The following is a 16215-nucleotide window of genomic DNA, read 5'->3' as shown; positions in this document are numbered from 1 at the left end:
TTTACTTCTCGTTGTTGTCCAGCTTGGCGCGCAGCAGGGCGCCCAGGTTGGTCAGGCCGGCGCTTTCACGCGAAGACTGCTGGCTCAGGGTCGCCATGGCTTCCTGCTGGTCAACGTTGTCCTTGGCCTTGACCGACAGCTGGATGTTGCGGGTCTTGCGATCCACGTTCACCACGACTGCGGACACTTCGTCGCCTTCTTTCAGAACGTTGCGCGCGTCTTCGACGCGGTCACGGCTGATTTCGCTGGCACGCAGGTAACCGATGATGTCTTCGCCCAGATCGATCTCTGCGCCCTTGGCGTCAACCGTCTTGACCTTGCCGGTCACAACCGCACCCTTGTCGTTGATCGACACGAAGGTGGTGAACGGGTCGGAATCAAGCTGCTTGATACCCAGGGAGATACGCTCGCGGTCCACATCGACTGCCAGCACGATGGCTTCGACTTCCTGGCCCTTTTTGTAGTTGCGAACGGCGGCTTCGCCGGGTTCGTTCCACGAGAGGTCGGAGAGGTGCACCAGGCCGTCGATGCCGGCAGCCAGGCCCACAAAGACGCCGAAATCGGTGATCGACTTGATCGGGCCCTTGACGCGGTCGCCGCGCTTGGTGTCCTGCGCGAACTCTTGCCACGGGTTGGCCTTGCACTGCTTCATGCCCAGGCTGATGCGGCGCTTGTCTTCGTCGATTTCCAGAACCATGACTTCGACTTCGTCGCCGAGGTTGACGAGCTTGCTCGGGGCCACGTTCTTGTTGGTCCAGTCCATTTCGGACACGTGGACCAGGCCTTCGATGCCTGGCTCGAGTTCGACAAACGCGCCGTAGTCGGCGATGTTGGTGATCTTGCCGAAGAGGCGCGTGCCTTGCGGGTAGCGGCGGTTCACGCCCATCCATGGGTCGTCGCCCATCTGCTTCAGACCCAGCGAGACACGGTTTTTCTCGGTGTCGAACTTCAGGATCTTGGCCACGATTTCCTGGCCAGCCGTCACCACTTCGCTCGGGTGACGCACACGGCGCCATGCCATGTCGGTGATGTGCAGCAGGCCGTCGATGCCGCCCAGGTCCACGAAGGCACCGTATTCGGTGATGTTCTTGACGATGCCCTTGACGGCAGAGCCTTCTTTCAGGGTTTCCATCAGCTTGGCGCGTTCCTCGCCCATCGAGGCTTCGACCACTGCACGACGTGACAGCACGACGTTGTTGCGCTTGCGGTCGAGCTTGATGACCTTGAATTCCATGGTCTTGTTCTCGTACGGAGACAAGTCCTTGACGGGGCGGGTGTCGATCAGCGAGCCGGGCAGGAAGGCACGGATGCCGTTGACCAGAACGGTCAGGCCGCCCTTGACCTTGCCGCTGGTCTGGCCAGTGACAAATTCGCCCGATTCGAGGGCTTTTTCCAGGCTCATCCACGAAGCCAGGCGCTTGGCCTTGTCGCGGGAGAGCAGGGTGTCGCCGTAACCGTTTTCGACCGAGTCGATGGCCACGGAAACAAAGTCGCCGACCTGGACTTCGAGTTCGCCCTGGTCGTTCTTGAATTCTTCGAGGGGGACATAAGCCTCGGATTTGAGTCCGGCATTCACAACCACGTGGTTGTGATCAATACGCACTACCTCGGCGGTAATGACTTCGCCCGTACGCATTTCGGAGCGTTTCAGCGATTCTTCAAAGAGGGCGGCAAAAGATTCAGACATTGATTTTCCTAATCCACAGAGCAGGTTTCCGACGGCACCATTGCTATCGTTTTTAGAGCTGACTGCGGCGGTTGTGTGCGGGTGACCCGCGGTTAAGTTAAATGATCCCGCTGACCGTGCACTGGCGTGCGTTGAGTGTCAGAAGGGCCGGCTGCCTTGCCACCAGTCCAGCACCTGGGCTACCGATTCTTCAATCGACAGCTCGGAGTTGTCCAGGGGCCTGGCGTCATCAGCAGGCTTCAAAGGGGCGGATTGTCGTGACATGTCACGCGCGTCCCTAGCCTCCAAATCCTGCTCAATCGCGGCTATTGTAGCCGGAATTCCCTTTGAAATCAATTGCTTATGGCGCCGTTCCGCCCGGTGCCGGGCACTTGCCGTCAGGAAGATTTTCAGCGCGGCGTCCGGGAAAATCACGGTGCCCATGTCGCGCCCGTCGGCCACCAGTCCGGGCAACTGCCGAAAGCCCCGCTGCAGCTCGGTCAGGGCGTCGCGCACGGCAGGATGCACCGACACCCGGGAGGCGGCCATGCCAGCGGCTTCGCTGCGGATGGCGTCCGAGACGTTTTCCTGACCGAGGAAGACCTGGTCGCCCTGAAAACGCACCGGCAGGGTGCGCGCAACGGCCGCGACACCGGCTTCGTCATCGAGCGCCACGCCGTCCCGACCGGCGGCAAAGGCCGTCAGGCGGTACAGGGCGCCCGAGTCGAGATAGTGGTAGCCGAGGCGATGCGCCACCAGGGCGGCCAGCGTGCCTTTGCCCGACGCGGTGGGGCCGTCCACGCAGATCACCGGGATCAGCCGGCGCTCGGTCACCGACACCGATAACAGGGCTTCGAAGTAGTCCGGAAAGGTCTTGGCGACACATTTCGGATCCAGAATGCGCACCGGCAGGCGTGCCGGGTTGAAGGCCGCCAGCGAAAAACACATGGCCACGCGATGATCGTCGTAGGTGTGGATGGCGGCCGTTTTCCACCGGATTGGCGGCGTGATGCGGATGTAGTCGGCACCTTCCTCCACGTTGGCGCCCAGCTTGCGCAACTCGCAGGCCATCGCGGCGATGCGGTCGGTTTCCTTGACGCGCCAGCTGGCGATATTGCTCAGCGTGGTGGTGCCGTCGGCATACAGCGCCATCACAGCCAGTGTCATGGCCGCATCGGGGATGTGGTTGCAGTCCAGGGTGACGGCCTTGAGCGGCCAGGCGCCGCGCGAGATGCGCAAGGTGTTGGGCGAGCTGTCGATGCGGGCGCCCATCATCCGGGCTGCTTCCACAAAGCGGATATCACCCTGGATGGAGTCTGCGCCCACGCCCTGAATCTCTATGCCATTTTGGCCTTCAGCCCCCGCTGCTATTGCGCCAAGCGCTATGAAATAGCTAGCAGATGAGGCGTCCCCTTCGACATGGATCTCGCCGGGCGAGCGGTAGCGGCTGCCCCCCGGAATGGTGAAACGCTGCCAGCCCTCGCGGTGGACGGTGATGCCAAAGCGCGCCAGCAGGTTCAACGTGATTTCGATATACGGTCGGGAGATCAGCTCGCCGACGACATCGATGGAAATATCCCGTGTGGCGACAAGGGGCAGGGCCAGCAGCAGGGCGGTCAGGAACTGGCTGGAGACATCGCCACGCACGCGAATGGGCGCATCCAGCGTCAGTTGGCCGGTACGGATGCGCAGCGGCGGAAAACCGTCGTCGTCCAGGTAGTCGATGGCGCAACCCAGGCCGCGCAGCGCATCGACGAGGTCGCCGATCGGGCGCTCATGCATGCGTGGCACACCCGACAGCTCAAAGTCGCCGCCCAGCAGCGCCAGCGCCGCCGTCAGCGGCCGCATGGCGGTGCCCGCGTTGCCGAGATAGAGCCTGGCCTGCCTTTGCGCCAGCTGGCCGCCCAGGCCGTCGATGACGGCGCTGTTGCCGCTTTGCGCCACCGTGCAGCCGAGCTGTCGCAGGGCGGCAAGCATCACGGCTGTGTCGTCGGAAGCGAGCAGGTCATGCACCGTGGTGCGGCCTTGGCTCAGCGCTGCGAGCAGCAGGACCCGGTTGGAGATGCTTTTGGATCCGGGCAGGTGCACGCTGCCACCGGCACCCGTCAGTGCTGGAATGTCCAGGAACTCGGTATCGAACATGGCCCCGCGCCTATTTGATGGCTTTGGGGGGGGTGATCCGCCAGTTGGCGCGGGTATGGCTGGCGTGGTCGATACCTGCCTCCAGCGCATCGCCGTCGCCGCTGCTGATCAGTTTTTCAAGCGAATGCAGGGTGGCCTGGAAAATTTTTGACTGCTCCAGCAACTCTTCCCGGTTGGCAATCAGGATGTCCCGCCACATTTTGGGATCGCTTGCCGCGATGCGGGTGAAGTCGCGAAACCCAGGGCCGGCCAGCGACAGGTAGTCCTTGCCCTGAGCCTGGCCGGAGATGCTGTTGATCAGCGCAAACGCAATCAGGTGCGGCAGATGGCTGACGGCGGCATACGCGGCGTCATGGGACTGGGGCGACATCTTGACGACGTTGCAGCCCAGCGCCGTCCAGACATCCACTGCTTTCTGCAACTGGACGGTGAAGGTGCGCTCGATCGGCGTGAGGATGACCTGCTTTCCGGTGTACAGGTCCGCATCGGCATGTTCGACGCCCGAAACTTCCTTGCCGGTGATCGGATGGGCCGGCACAAAACAGCCGAGGTGGTCACGCAGCACCCGGCGCGCGGCGTCCACGACATCGCGCTTGGTGGAGCCGACGTCCATGATCAGCGTTGTGGGGGTCACCAGATGGCGGATGGCCTTGAAGGTGGCCTCGGTGGCGGACACCGGCACGGCCAGCAGCACGATGTCGGCGCCGGACACAGCCAGCAACGCCGAAGGCGCTTCCACGTCGATCACGCCCATCTGGCGCGCCCGCTCGGTGGTCGACGGCGACTTGCTGTAACCCACCACCCGTTTGACCAGACCTGCGCGTTTGAGCGCCAGCGCAAAGGAGCCACCCATCAGGCCGCAGCCTATCAATCCCAGTTGTTCAAACATGTCGGGGGGCCGTGGTTGCTTGCAATTGCGTCATGGTTTCAGTCGCTGACCGGATAGGTGCCCAGCACTTTGTAGAACGCGCAAAGCTGCTGCAGGTCTTTCAGGGCCGCTGCCACGTTGGGCTGCGAAGGGTGACCCTGCAAGTCGATGTAGAAAAAGTATTCCCACTGACCCGAGCGCGCGGGACGCGACTCGAAGCGCGTCATGGACACGCCATGGGTTTTCAGGGGAACCAGGATGTCGTGGACCGCGCCCGGCTTGTTGGGAACCGACACGATCAGGCTGACGCAGTCCTTGCCCGATGCCTGTGGCGCACCCAGTACCTGCGGCAGGCAGATCACGGCAAAGCGAGTGCGGTTGAAGGCGTCGTCCTGGATCGCATGGGCCGCGATGTGCAGGCCGAATTCGGCACCTGCACGCTCGCTCGCGATACCGGCCCACGCGGGGTCACTGGCCGCCAGGCGCGCGCCTTCGGCATTGCTGGAGACTGCGCGTCGCTCGGCGTCGGGCAAATGGGTGTTGAGCCAGCCCTGGCATTGCGCCAGGGCCTGTGCGTGGGCCAGCACGACCTTGATGCCTTCGAGCGATGCTGTCAGGCGCAGCAGGTTGTGACGTACCAGCAGGCTGGTTTCGCCCACCACGTGCAAGGGCGAGTTCAGGAACAGGTCCAGTGTGCGTGTCACCACGCCTTCGGTGTTGTTCTCCACCGGAACCACGCCGAACTGGGCGGTGCCGGCCGTCGCGGCGCGAAACACCTCGTCAAAACTGGCGCAGGGCACGTGTTCGATGCTGGAGCCGAAAAACTGCACGGCCGCCTGCTCGCTGAAGGTACCGGCAGGACCGAGGTAGGCCACGCGCTGGGGCGCTTCAAGCGCGCGGCAGGCCGACATGACTTCGCGCCAGATATGGGCGATGTTGTCCCCTTTGAGCGGTCCGGGATTGACGGTCTGCAGCCCCTGGATGACCTGGGCCTCACGTTCCGGCCGGAAGACCGGCGAGCCGTCCTGGCGTTTGATCTCGCCGACCTCGTTGGCCAGCGCCGCGCGCTGGTTCAGGAGCGCCAGCAGTTGCTGGTCGACCGAATCGATTTTTACGCGAAGTTGCTGAAGACTTTGGGTCATGGATAAGGCGTCTCAAGCCAGGCGGGCGAAAGGGCGCCGCACGGTTGGAAAGTTGGGCGCCGGCGCGCCGGCTGGGGGCAACGACCCCGCGTCATTTCTTCGCGGGTTTGGCCGCCGGTGCGGCGCCCGCAGGTTTGGCCGCTGGTGCCGCACCCACGATTTTGGTGGCGGTTTCATTGAACTGCTTGGCGCGGGCCTGGATCTCGGTTTTGGAGCTCTCCACCAGTTTGTTGACGAAGACGCCTACCAGATCGGGGGTGGTGGCCTTGTATTTCTTGACGGCAGGGGAGTCGAAAAAAGCGGTGAGTTGCTTGAGTTCTTCCAGAGTGAAACGGTCCATGTAGGCCGGCACCAGGGCATCCCGGTTGGCCTGACTCACCTTGCTGACAATGATCTTGTTGGCGTCTGCTGCGAACTTGGCAAGCTCGGCGTTGAGGTCTTCGGTGACCTTGGCCTGTCTGGCGGCGGGAACCGAGGTTTCAAGCCTGGATTCCCAGCCGGCGATCAGGTCCTGGGTGGCGCCGCCGGCCAGCTGTTCGACCAGGTTGTCCAGATCCGGACCCTGCTGCAGGGCGACCAGCCGGGTGGCCCATTCGAGTTTGGGGTCGACCGTCTGGGCTTGACTTGCAGCCGAGAAGGCGCAGCCGGCAATCAGGAGGGTGGTGAGCAGTTTTTTCATCAATTCGTTTCCGGGTTGGAGGCGGTTTCGCCTGAGTCAGTGTCTGTGTCATTGTCGTCCAGGCTGGCATCGTTTTCCACGATACGCTGCAGGCCGCTGAGCTGCGAGCCTTCGTCGAGGCCGATCAGCGTGACGCCCTGGGTGGCGCGGCCCATTTCCCGGATCTCGCTGACCCGGGTGCGAACCAGCACACCCTTGTCGGTGATCAGCATGATCTCATCGTCCACATGCACCAGGGTGGCAGCGACGACCTTGCCGTTGCGCTCGCTTTGCTGGATGGCAATCATGCCTTTGGTGCCGCGTCCATGGCGCGTGTATTCCTGGATGGAGGTGCGTTTGCCGTAGCCGTTTTGGGTGGCCGTCAGCACGCTTTGGGCTTCGTCTTCCGCGACCAGCATGGCAATCACGCCCTGGCCTTCGTCGAGCATCATGCCGCGTACGCCGCGGGCATTGCGGCCCATGGGACGCACGTCGTTTTCATCGAAGCGCACCGCCTTGCCACCGTCGGAGAACAGCATCACGTCGTGCTTGCCGTCGGTCAGCGCGGCGCCGATCAGGTAGTCGCCATCGTCAAGGTCCACGGCGATGATGCCGGCCTTGCGCGGGTTGCTGAAGTCTTCCAGCGGGGTTTTCTTGACCGTGCCCATGCTGGTCGCCATGAACACATACTGGTCAGCCGGGAAACTGCGTTTTTCGCCCGTCAGCGGCAGCACCACCGTGATTTTTTCGCCTTCCTGCAACGGGAACATGTTGACGATGGGCCGGCCACGCGAACCGCGCGAGCCGGCTGGCACTTCCCAGACCTTGAGCCAGTAAAGCCGGCCGCGGTTGGAGAAACACAGGATGTAGTCGTGTGTATTGGCAATGAAGAGTTGGTCCACCCAGTCGTCTTCCTTGGTGGCCGTTGCCAGTTTGCCGCGGCCGCCGCGTTTCTGGGCCCGGTATTCGGACAGCGGCTGGCTCTTGATGTAACCGGTGTGCGAGAGCGTGACCACCATGTCGGTCGGCGTGATCAGGTCCTCGGTGCTCAGGTCGAACGAGCTGTGCTCGACCTGACTGCGGCGCAGGCCCAGCTTGGACTGGCCGAACTCCTGGCGGATGACGGCGAGTTCTTCGCCAATGATGGTGGAGACACGTTCCGGACGCGCCAGGATGTCGAGCAGGTCGTCGATTTCCGCCATGACTTCCTTGTACTCGGCGACGATCTTGTCCTGCTCCAGGCCGGTCAGGCGCTGCAGGCGCATCTGCAGGATTTCCTGGGCCTGGGTTTCAGACAGGCGGTACAGCCCGTCGCTGCCCATGCCGAAGTCCTTCTCCAGCCCGTCCGGGCGGTAGTCGTCGGCATTGACCACGCCGCCGTCCGCGCGGGTGCGGGTCAGCATCTCGCGCACCAGGCTGCTGTCCCAGGGGCGCAGCATCAGTTCGGCCTTGGCGACCGGCGGTGTCGGCGCGTTGCGGATGATCGCGATGAAGTCATCAATGTTGGCCAGCGCGACGGCCAGGCCTTCCAGCACGTGGCCGCGCTCGCGCGCCTTGCGCAGTGTGAACACCGTGCGCCGTGTCACCACCTCGCGGCGGTGCGACAGGAACACCTGGATCAGGTCCTTCAGGTTGCACAGCTTGGGCTGGCCGTTGACCAAAGCCACCATGTTGATGCCAAAGGTGTCCTGCAGCTGCGTCTGCTTGTACAGGTTGTTCAGCACGACCTCGGGGACTTCGCCGCGTTTAAGCTCGATGACCAGGCGCATGCCGGACTTGTCGCTTTCATCCTGGATGTGGCTGATGCCCTCGATTTTTTTCTCGTGGACCAGCTCGGCCATGCGCTCCTGCAAGGTCTTCTTGTTGACCTGGTAGGGCAGCTCGTCCACGATGATGGACTGGCGCTGGCCCTTGTCGATGTCCTCGAAGTGGCAGCGCGCGCGCATCACGACCTTGCCGCGGCCGGTACGGTAGCCATCCTTGACGCCGTTGATGCCGTAAATGATACCGGCGGTGGGGAAGTCGGGTGCCGGGATGATTTCCATCAGCTCGTCGATGCTGGCCTGGGGGTTTTTCAGCAGGTGCAGGCAGGCATCCACGACCTCGTTGATGTTGTGCGGCGGAATGTTGGTGGCCATGCCAACGGCAATACCGCCAGAGCCATTGATCAGCAGGTTCGGTATGCGGGAGGGGAGCACCAGCGGCTCTTTTTCGCTGCCGTCATAGTTGGGCCCGAAATCGACGGTTTCCTTGTCGATGTCGGTCAGCATCTCCTGGGCGATCTTGGACAGCCGCACTTCGGTGTAACGCATCGCCGCGGCGCTGTCACCGTCCACCGAACCGAAGTTGCCCTGGCCGTCCACCAGCATGTGGCGCATGGAAAAATCCTGGGCCATGCGGACAATCGCGTCATAAACCGACTGATCGCCGTGCGGGTGGTACTTGCCGATCACGTCGCCGACGATACGGGCCGATTTCTTGTAAGGCCGGTTCCAGTCGTTGTTAAGCTCATGCATCGCGAACAGCACGCGTCTGTGCACCGGCTTGAGGCCGTCGCGCGCATCGGGCAGGGCGCGACCCACGATCACGCTCATGGCGTAATCCAGGTAGCTGCGCCGCATCTCCTCTTCAAGACTGATGGGCAGGGTTTCTTTGGCAAACTGGGTCATGAGAGGCCTGAAAAGGATATTGCAACGCGCAGGGAGATAAGCCTGCTGATTTTAAGGCCTGAGTTGGGCTTGATCGGGGTGTGGCAAGTCCGCAACAAAAAACAAAGAATCTCGATTCTGTGTCAGACGAAGCCGCTAGCGCGCTTGAACGGTCAATGAGCTATGGCACAATAACTGTAACGCTTTGAGTGATGGTCACTCACGGCGTGTATCCAATCGCAGCAAGTCTGCGGCTTTTCTCTAGAGGAGAACCATGAAGAAACTCAACAAAGTGGCAATGTTGTTTGCTTCCGCAGCGCTTGCAACCGCCGCTGGTGCACAAACAATTGACAACTGGAAAAACGGCACCAACGAGTTGGTCTGGAAAAACGGCACCAACGAGTACTGCTGGCGCGATGCCAACTGGACCCCGGCGACTGCCGCTCCAGGTTGCGACGGCGCTATTGTCCCTGTCGTTACCCCGGCTCCCGCTCCTGCAGCAGTTCCTGCCAAGCCAGCCGCTGCTGCGCCGGTAGCTCCTCCCGCAGCCACCAAAGTCACTTACGCCGCTGACGCGTTCTTTGACTTCGACAAGTCTGTGCTCAAGCCTGAAGGCAAAGCCAAGCTTGACGACCTGGTCGGCAAGATCAAGGACATCAACCTGGAAGTCATCATTGCTGTCGGTCACACCGACGCAGTGGGTAGCGATTCCTACAACCAGAAGTTGTCGGTTCGCCGCTCTGAGGCTGTGAAGGCTTATCTGGTGTCCAAGGGCATCGAGAAAAACCGCGTCTACACTGAAGGCAAAGGCGAGAAACAGCCAGTTGCTGACAACAAGACTGCTGAAGGCCGCGCGAAGAACCGTCGCGTGGAAATCGAAGTGGTTGGCACCCGCGCCAACAAGTAATCCTTCAAGGATCACTTAAAAAACCGCGCTACGGCGCGGTTTTTTTATGGGCGGGCGATAATCAGATCCATGCACACCACTGAAAACGCAGACCCGGCCGAACTGGCCAAATTTTCCGATCTGGCCCACCGCTGGTGGGACACCGAGAGCGAGTTTCGTCCCCTGCACCAGATCAATCCCTTGAGGCTGGGCTGGATCGAAGGCCTGGCGCCGCTCCAGGGCAAGCGTGTCCTCGATATTGGCTGCGGGGGTGGCATTCTTGCCGATGCCATGGCCCGCCGGGGCGCCCATGTTCTGGGCATCGACCTGGCAACCAAGGCGCTCAAGGTGGCGCAGCTTCATGCGCTCGAGGCCAATACCCAGGGTGTCGAGTACCGGGAGATCAGTGCCGAGGCACTGGCCTCCGAGCAGCCGGGGAGCTTTGATGTCGTCACCTGCATGGAAATGCTCGAACACGTGCCCGACCCGTCCTCCGTGGTGCGGGCCTGCGCGACGCTGGTCAAACCGGGCGGCCAGGTGTTCTTTTCCACGATCAACCGCAATGCCAAGGCCTTTCTGTTTGCCATTGTCGGTGCCGAGTACGTATTGAGCCTGCTCCCGCGCGGCACCCACGAATACGCCAAATTCATCAAGCCCAGCGAACTGGCCGCCTATTGCCGCCGTGCCGGGCTCGACCTGCAGCAGACCAAGGGCATGGAATACAACCCGCTGTCCGGGCATTACTGGCTCAGCGCCGACACCAGCGTCAATTACATGCTGGCCACGCAGAAACCCTGACTGATGGAGCCGATGTTCACTGATATTGAGGCCGTGCTGTTCGATCTCGACGGCACCTTGATCGACAGTGCACCCGACCTGGGCGCCGCAGCCGACAAGATGCGTACCGACCGTGGTCTGGCGTCGCTGCCGCTGGCCGACTACCGGCCCATGGCCGGTGCAGGTGCACGCGGCATGATTGGCATTGCTTTCGGCCTCACGCCCGACGATGACGGTTACGGCGACCTGAAAGAAGAGTTTTTTGCCAATTACGAAGCCTGCATGACCGAGCGCACCTATGCCTTCGACGGCGTGGTTGAGCTGATCGCACAAATTGACCGATCCGGGCTCAAGTGGGGCGTGGTGACCAACAAATCGGCGCGTTTTACCCTGCCGCTGACACGCAGGATGCCGCTGTTTGGCTCCGCGCAGACCATTATCAGTGGCGACACCACGCCGCACGCCAAGCCGCATCCGGCGCCCTTGCTCGAAGCCGCCCGTCAGCTCCAGCTCCAGCCCGGGCGCTGTGTTTATGTCGGCGATGACGAGCGGGACATCGTCGCCGGTCGCGCCGCTGGCATGCCGACCGTGGCCGCAGCCTATGGTTACCTCGGAGCGCTGGCCGATACCCGGCACTGGAAAGCCGACGCCACCATTGTTTCGCCGTCGTCCCTCTTGAATTTGCTGCGGATGGCTTAAACTACCCGGCTTGGGGCTGCATTGGTTTCGACGTGGGTTCGGACGCGGTGTGGTGCATGTCGAGCTGAGTGTGCTCGTAAAACTGATTCAAACAAACTAACTGCAAACGACGAACGTTTCGCACTCGCTGCTTAATTGCCAGTGAGCTTTACAACAGCAGGCCGATGGGCTGGGCAAGGGGTGTTTAGCGCAAGCTGAATGCTCCCGGCTGTAAAGATAATTTCATCGGCTGGCTCCGGGCTGGGTACCTTAACCCGGGGCAAGAAAATAGGGTGCTGGCGTCCTGTGTAGCGTGCGACTGCGCGACACAGGTGGCGAGACTCAAATCAGACCGCTAAACATGTAGATCTGCCCGAACAAGGCTTGCGGACGGGGGTTCAAATCCCCCCAGCTCCACCATATGCCAATACAAAGGCCGCTAACTAGAGATAGTCAGCGGCCTTTTTCTTTGGCCCATCGTAGCCCGGACCGGTCGATAGCGGGGTTTGGTGACTGCCAGACATCTGCCCGGCCTTCAGAGCTGGGACTCGAGCAGCAGCGCCAGCCGTTCCATGAGCTTTTCCTTCAGGGGGCGGTTGGCCCATTCCTCATGGGTGATTTGCCGGGAGCGTTTGAGGTCGTCCTCGAACACCCGGGTCTGCCGCGCGGCGAAGGTCTCGTCGTAGACGTTGAGGTTGGCCTCGTCGTTGAGGCGGAAGGAGCGGTTGTCGAAATTGGTCGAGCCGACCGAGACCAGCAGCTGGTCCACGATCATGACCTTGCAGTGGTACATGGTGGGCTGGTACTCGTAGATCTGCGCTCCGGCCTCCAGCAGCGGCCCCCAGCTGCCCCGGGACGCCGCACGCACGGTGTCCGTGTCGATGATTTCCCCGGGCGTGATGATGCGGATCCTGACGCCGCGTTTGAGCGCATCGGTCAGGGCCCGGGTGGTGAGCTCGTCGGGGACAAAGTAGGCGCTCGACAGGTCGATGCTTTTCCCAGCCGCGGTGATGGACAGCTGGTACATCAGCTGCATGCTCTCGCTGCCACCCGAGGGTGAACTTGAAAACACCTGGGCGTCGCTGTTGCCGACCGCCTGCAGGGCAGGGAAGTAGGCTTCGCCGTGCATCACCTTGCCCGTGACCTTGAGCCAGTTGTCCATGAAAACCGCCTGCATCTGGGCGACGGCCGGGCCGTCGAGCTGGTAGTGGGAGTCGCGCCAGTGTTCGGCGTCCTGGCCGGCGCCTGTCCATTTGGGCGCAATGCCCACACCGCCGGTGAAGCCGGTTTTGCCGTCAATGACCAGCAGCTTGCGGTGGGTGCGGTTGTTCATGCGCGCCAGGTTGTACCAGTGCGGCTTGTGGAACTTGCGGATTTCCACGCCGGCGGCTTCCATCTCCTGCAAAAACGCGTCATCGATCTTGGCGCTGCCTACCCAGTCCAGCAGCACATGCACCTTCACGCCAGCCCGGGCGCGCTCGGCCAGGGCGTCGGCAAACTGGCGGCCCACGTTGCCCGACCAATAGATGTAGGTTTCAAAGGTGATGCTGCGCTGCGCGCCGTGGATGGACTGCAGCATGGCGGGGAAGATCTGGTCGCCATTGAGCAGCTCCTGTACCCGGTTGCCGCCCACCAGGGCGGGGCCGAGCAGGGCGCCCATGGCGCGCCGGAACTGCGGGTCCTGCGTGGCATACAGGCGGGGCAACTCGCGGTTGACCTTGGTTTCTCCGGTGCTGAAATTCAGGACGAGCAGCACACCGGCCACGGTGATCAGGAAGGTGAGCAGAATGGTCAGCACAGGGCGGTTTTTTTTCATGGCGGTGGTGAAATGGGGCTGGCGGAAAAGTCGCGCCAGTCTCGGTGGCGTCGATCGGGAAAAGCTTATCCAGATGACCGGGCCACCGCTGAAAGCCGACGGGCTGTCGCGCGGTAGGTCAGCACCCTGTCCGGCCCGGCGACAATAGGCGCATGGCAAAAAACATGCAATTGCAGAACATTCTTTTCTCCCAGGGGTTTGGCACGCGGCGCGTCTGCGCCGGCCTGATTCAACAGGGTTTTGTGGCCGTAGCCGGCGTCCCCTGTACGGAACCAGCTATGGATTTTGTAGCGGATGGCCTGCAGTTCACGGTCCAGGGTGTGGACTGGGAATACCACGAGAAGGCCTACCTGATGCTGCACAAGCCGGCCGGCTACGAGTGTTCGCAAAAACCCAGCACCTACCCGAGCATTTACACCCTGCTGCCGGCGCCGATCCGCCAGCGCGGCGGCGGCGCGGCCGCTGGTGTGCAGGCCGTCGGGCGGCTGGACCAGGACACCACCGGCCTGCTGCTGCTGTCGGACGACGGCAAGTTCATCCACCGCATGAGTTCACCCAAACACCATGTGCCCAAGGTGTACGAGGTCACCGCCAAACACCCGGTGGACGACCAACAGGTCGAGAAGCTGCTGGCGGGTGTGGTGCTGGACGACGACCCCAAAGCGGTGCGCGCTGCCGCCTGCGAAAAAACCGGCGAGCAGACCTTGCGCCTGACGCTCACCGAAGGCAAGTACCACCAGGTCAAACGCATGATTGCGGCGGTGGGCAACCGGGTGGAAGACGTGGCGGGCCTGCACCGCTCCCGCATCGGTTCGCTGGACCTGCCGGCCGACCTCCAGCCCGGCCAGTGGCGCTGGCTGACGGCGCAGGACCTGGCCAGCATTGCTGGCTGAGTGCCGCCAACCCCTGAGGTTGATGATAAAAACTGCCTCCGACCCTTATGCAGCGGGCGCAGACAGCTACTGAATCAATAGCATCACGGCAACAGCCGCAGGAAGGCGGCCACCGCTTCCAGCGTGCGGTCGGGCTGATCCCGTTGTGGCGAATGCCCGCAATCGGGCAGCCGCAGTTGCACGGTCTGCGGCGCGGCCAGGGCCAGTTCGTCGAGTTGCGCCATGCTGCCGTATTCGTCGCCCAGCCCCTGGATGGCCAGCAGCGGTGCGCTGATGCGCCGGCAGTCGGGCCGGATATCAAAACTGCGAAAGCCGGGCGACAGCCAGACGTCGTTCCATTGCCAGAAAGCGCTCTCCACATCGGCATGGTGGCGGGCCAGTTTTTCCCGCAATCCTCCCGACTCAAAGGCCGCTGTTGCTTCGCCAATCGCCTGCACGGCGATGTCTTCGACCATCAGGTGTGGCGCCATGGCGATGACGGCACTCGCCGGGTGCCGGCTCGCATGGAGCAGGGCGATGCTCGCGCCGTCCGAATGGCCCAGCAGCACCGGGTGGTCGATGCGCTGGCTGGCCAGCAGGGCCGGCAACACCTCCCAGGCTTCGCGGTGCATGTAGTCGGGCGCCAGCCGGCCGGCGCCGCGCACCTCGGGCACCGGGTCGGACTGGCCATAACCGCGCCGCGAATACACCAGGCCGGCCCGGCCTGTGGCCTGGCAGACGGCTTGCGGCCAGTTGCGGCCGCGCTGGGTCCACAGGCTGACCGAACCCAGGCCTTCGTGCAGGAAAACAAGAGGCGCCAGGCCGGCCGGACCGGCGATGGATTGCACTTCAAGCCGGGTGCCGGCAATCTCGACAAAATTCATTGCCTGATCGTAAGGGATGTAAGCGGGCGGGGCTCCTGGCGCGTTGATAAAGGCCTGCCGGTAAACTTGCCGCTTGTCCGAAGAAAGTCGCTGCGTGAATTTCCCCTTCCGTTTGTTTGCCGCCGTGCTGGGCACCTGCCTGGCCGGTGCCGCTGTCCTGGCCCAGACCCCGAGCCCGCCTTCAACGCCGACCTCGACCATGCCCCTGCTGGTGCTCAATTCGCTCAGCGACAGCGTGAGCGTGATCAATCCGGCCGACTGGACGGAAACCCGGCGCATCCCCACCGGCAAGCAGCCGCACCATCTGTACCTCACCCCTGACGAAAAATCGGTGATTGTGGCCAACGCGCTGTCCGACACGCTGACCTTCATCGACCCCCGGACCGCCGAAGTCCAGCGTGTGGTGCGCGGCATCATCGACCCCTACCACCTGCGCTTCTCGCCCGACATGAAGTGGTTTGTCACGGCGGCCAACCGCCTCAACCACATCGACATCTACCGCTGGGACGGCGCCGATGTCACGCTGGCAAAACGCGTCCCCACTGGCCGGACGCCCAGCCATTTGTGGATAGACAGCAAGAGCACCACCGTGTATTCCTCGATGCAGGACAGCGACGAACTGGTCGCGATTGATCTGGCCACCCAGACCATCAAGTGGCGCACGCCGACGGGGCTGACGCCTGCCGACGTGTTCGGCACGGCCGACAACAAATTCCTGCTGGTCGCGCTGACCGGCAGCGACTCGGTCGAGGTCTACGACGTGAGCGGCATGCAGCCGCAGCGCACCCGCCTCATCAAGACCGGCGCTGGCGCCCACGCCTTTCGCGCGCTGGGCGACGGTCGCCATGTGCTGGTCAGCAACCGGGTGGGCAACTCCATCAGCAAGATCGACCTGCAGACCATGGCGGTGGTGGACGTTTACCCGGCACCCGGCGGGCCCGACTGCATGGATGTCTCGCGCGACGGAAAATTCATCTACGTCACCTCGCGCTGGGCGCGCAAACTCACGGTGATCGACATGGCCAGCCGCAAGGTGGTGCGCCAGGTCGATGTTGGAAAGAGCCCTCATGGTGTCTGGACACTTGACCACGCCCCTAGATAGGCCCCCACGGTTGCTCACTTCGTGTAGCACCCTGCCTCCCGAGGGGGGCGCTGCGCCTGCGGGCCGGCAAAGCCGG

General features: G+C 62.7%; 13 protein-coding genes and 1 other RNA gene. 6 read left to right on the top strand and 8 right to left on the bottom strand.

What is annotated here, in order from left to right; all coding sequences use genetic code 11:
• Position 1: 1 nt before the first annotated feature.
• The 6 genes from rpsA to gyrA all read right to left on the bottom strand — a co-directional run bounded on the left by rpsA (position 2) and on the right by gyrA (position 9145).
• Positions 2-1687 (bottom strand): 30S ribosomal protein S1, encoded by a 1686-nt coding sequence (gene rpsA / locus PSV33_RS13895; protein WP_300562755.1) that lies wholly within the window; start codon positions 1685-1687, stop codon positions 2-4.
• A gap of 138 nt (positions 1688-1825) precedes the next feature.
• Positions 1826-3808, bottom strand: a complete 1983-nt coding sequence (locus tag PSV33_RS13890; protein WP_300562753.1) for a bifunctional 3-phosphoshikimate 1-carboxyvinyltransferase/cytidylate kinase — start codon at positions 3806-3808, stop codon at positions 1826-1828.
• A gap of 10 nt (positions 3809-3818) precedes the next feature.
• Entirely contained in the window at positions 3819-4697 is an 879-nt protein-coding gene (locus tag PSV33_RS13885; RefSeq protein ID WP_300562751.1) for a prephenate dehydrogenase/arogenate dehydrogenase family protein, read from the bottom strand.
• A gap of 38 nt (positions 4698-4735) precedes the next feature.
• On the bottom strand, positions 4736-5818 hold the full coding sequence (gene pheA, locus PSV33_RS13880; protein WP_300562749.1) for a prephenate dehydratase: 1083 nt from the start codon (positions 5816-5818) through the stop codon (positions 4736-4738).
• 91 nt (positions 5819-5909) lie between these two features.
• A complete protein-coding gene (locus tag PSV33_RS13875; RefSeq protein WP_300562747.1) occupies positions 5910-6497 on the bottom strand; it encodes a DUF2059 domain-containing protein in 588 nt (195 codons plus the stop codon).
• A complete protein-coding gene (gene gyrA / locus PSV33_RS13870) occupies positions 6497-9145 on the bottom strand; it encodes a DNA gyrase subunit A (protein WP_300562745.1) in 2649 nt (882 codons plus the stop codon). Before gyrA ends, PSV33_RS13875 begins: the two co-directional genes overlap by 1 nt.
• 253 nt (positions 9146-9398) lie before the next feature.
• On the opposite strand from gyrA, the gene ompA reads away from it, so the two are divergent.
• The 4 genes from ompA (at position 9399) to ssrA (ending at position 11885) form a co-directional block, all read left to right on the top strand.
• Positions 9399-10031, top strand: coding sequence for an outer membrane protein OmpA (gene ompA, locus PSV33_RS13865; protein WP_300562743.1), 633 nt, complete (start codon positions 9399-9401; stop codon positions 10029-10031).
• 69 nt (positions 10032-10100) lie between these two features.
• Positions 10101-10808 carry a bifunctional 2-polyprenyl-6-hydroxyphenol methylase/3-demethylubiquinol 3-O-methyltransferase UbiG gene (gene ubiG / locus PSV33_RS13860; RefSeq protein WP_300562741.1) on the top strand — a complete coding sequence of 236 codons (708 nt, stop codon included), beginning with the start codon at positions 10101-10103 and terminating at the stop codon, positions 10806-10808.
• A 12-nt stretch (positions 10809-10820) separates the two neighbouring features.
• On the top strand, positions 10821-11486 hold the full coding sequence (locus tag PSV33_RS13855) for an HAD-IA family hydrolase (RefSeq protein WP_300562739.1): 666 nt from the start codon (positions 10821-10823) through the stop codon (positions 11484-11486).
• A 12-nt stretch (positions 11487-11498) separates the two neighbouring features.
• Positions 11499-11885: a transfer-messenger RNA gene (gene ssrA, locus PSV33_RS13850) on the top strand.
• Positions 11886-12000: 115 nt separating this feature from the next.
• Here ssrA and PSV33_RS13845 read toward each other — a convergent pair.
• The gene (locus PSV33_RS13845) at positions 12001-13281 is read right to left on the bottom strand and encodes a phosphatidylserine/phosphatidylglycerophosphate/cardiolipin synthase family protein (RefSeq protein WP_300562737.1); all 1281 of its coding nucleotides are present in this window, start codon (positions 13279-13281) and stop codon (positions 12001-12003) included.
• Positions 13282-13445: 164 nt separating this feature from the next.
• Between PSV33_RS13845 and PSV33_RS13840 the strand changes: the two genes are divergently transcribed.
• Entirely contained in the window at positions 13446-14174 is a 729-nt protein-coding gene (locus PSV33_RS13840; protein ID WP_300562810.1) for a 16S rRNA pseudouridine(516) synthase, read from the top strand.
• Between the two features lie 83 nt (positions 14175-14257).
• Here PSV33_RS13840 and PSV33_RS13835 read toward each other — a convergent pair whose 3' ends face one another.
• The gene (locus tag PSV33_RS13835) at positions 14258-15037 is read right to left on the bottom strand and encodes an alpha/beta hydrolase (RefSeq protein ID WP_300562736.1); all 780 of its coding nucleotides are present in this window, start codon (positions 15035-15037) and stop codon (positions 14258-14260) included.
• A gap of 157 nt (positions 15038-15194) precedes the next feature.
• Between PSV33_RS13835 and PSV33_RS13830 the strand changes: the two genes are divergently transcribed.
• On the top strand, positions 15195-16139 hold the full coding sequence (locus tag PSV33_RS13830; protein ID WP_366945603.1) for a YncE family protein: 945 nt from the start codon (positions 15195-15197) through the stop codon (positions 16137-16139).
• Positions 16140-16215: the final 76 nt, after the last annotated feature.

It is taken from the genome of Polaromonas sp. (assembly GCF_029945895.1).
In the GTDB taxonomy this organism is placed as follows: domain Bacteria; phylum Pseudomonadota; class Gammaproteobacteria; order Burkholderiales; family Burkholderiaceae_C; genus Polaromonas.
This window is presented reverse-complemented; position numbering and strand designations above follow the sequence as displayed.

Bases quoted from the DNA above. Each gene is read 5' to 3' on its own strand.
- PSV33_RS13845 (WP_300562737.1), bottom strand. From the start codon at position 13,281: ATGAAAAAAAACCGCCCTGTGCTGACCATTCTGCTCACCTTCCTGATC.
- ubiG (WP_300562741.1), top strand. From the start codon at position 10,101: ATGCACACCACTGAAAACGCAGACCCGGCCGAACTGGCCAAATTTTCC.
- rpsA (WP_300562755.1), bottom strand. From the start codon at position 1,687: ATGTCTGAATCTTTTGCCGCCCTCTTTGAAGAATCGCTGAAACGCTCC.
- PSV33_RS13835 (WP_300562736.1), bottom strand. From the start codon at position 15,037: ATGAATTTTGTCGAGATTGCCGGCACCCGGCTTGAAGTGCAATCCATC.
- ompA (WP_300562743.1), top strand. From the start codon at position 9,399: ATGAAGAAACTCAACAAAGTGGCAATGTTGTTTGCTTCCGCAGCGCTT.
- pheA (WP_300562749.1), bottom strand. From the start codon at position 5,818: ATGACCCAAAGTCTTCAGCAACTTCGCGTAAAAATCGATTCGGTCGAC.
- PSV33_RS13855 (WP_300562739.1), top strand. From the start codon at position 10,821: ATGTTCACTGATATTGAGGCCGTGCTGTTCGATCTCGACGGCACCTTG.
- PSV33_RS13840 (WP_300562810.1), top strand. From the start codon at position 13,446: ATGCAATTGCAGAACATTCTTTTCTCCCAGGGGTTTGGCACGCGGCGC.
- PSV33_RS13875 (WP_300562747.1), bottom strand. From the start codon at position 6,497: ATGAAAAAACTGCTCACCACCCTCCTGATTGCCGGCTGCGCCTTCTCG.
- PSV33_RS13885 (WP_300562751.1), bottom strand. From the start codon at position 4,697: ATGTTTGAACAACTGGGATTGATAGGCTGCGGCCTGATGGGTGGCTCC.
- PSV33_RS13890 (WP_300562753.1), bottom strand. From the start codon at position 3,808: ATGTTCGATACCGAGTTCCTGGACATTCCAGCACTGACGGGTGCCGGT.
- gyrA (WP_300562745.1), bottom strand. From the start codon at position 9,145: ATGACCCAGTTTGCCAAAGAAACCCTGCCCATCAGTCTTGAAGAGGAG.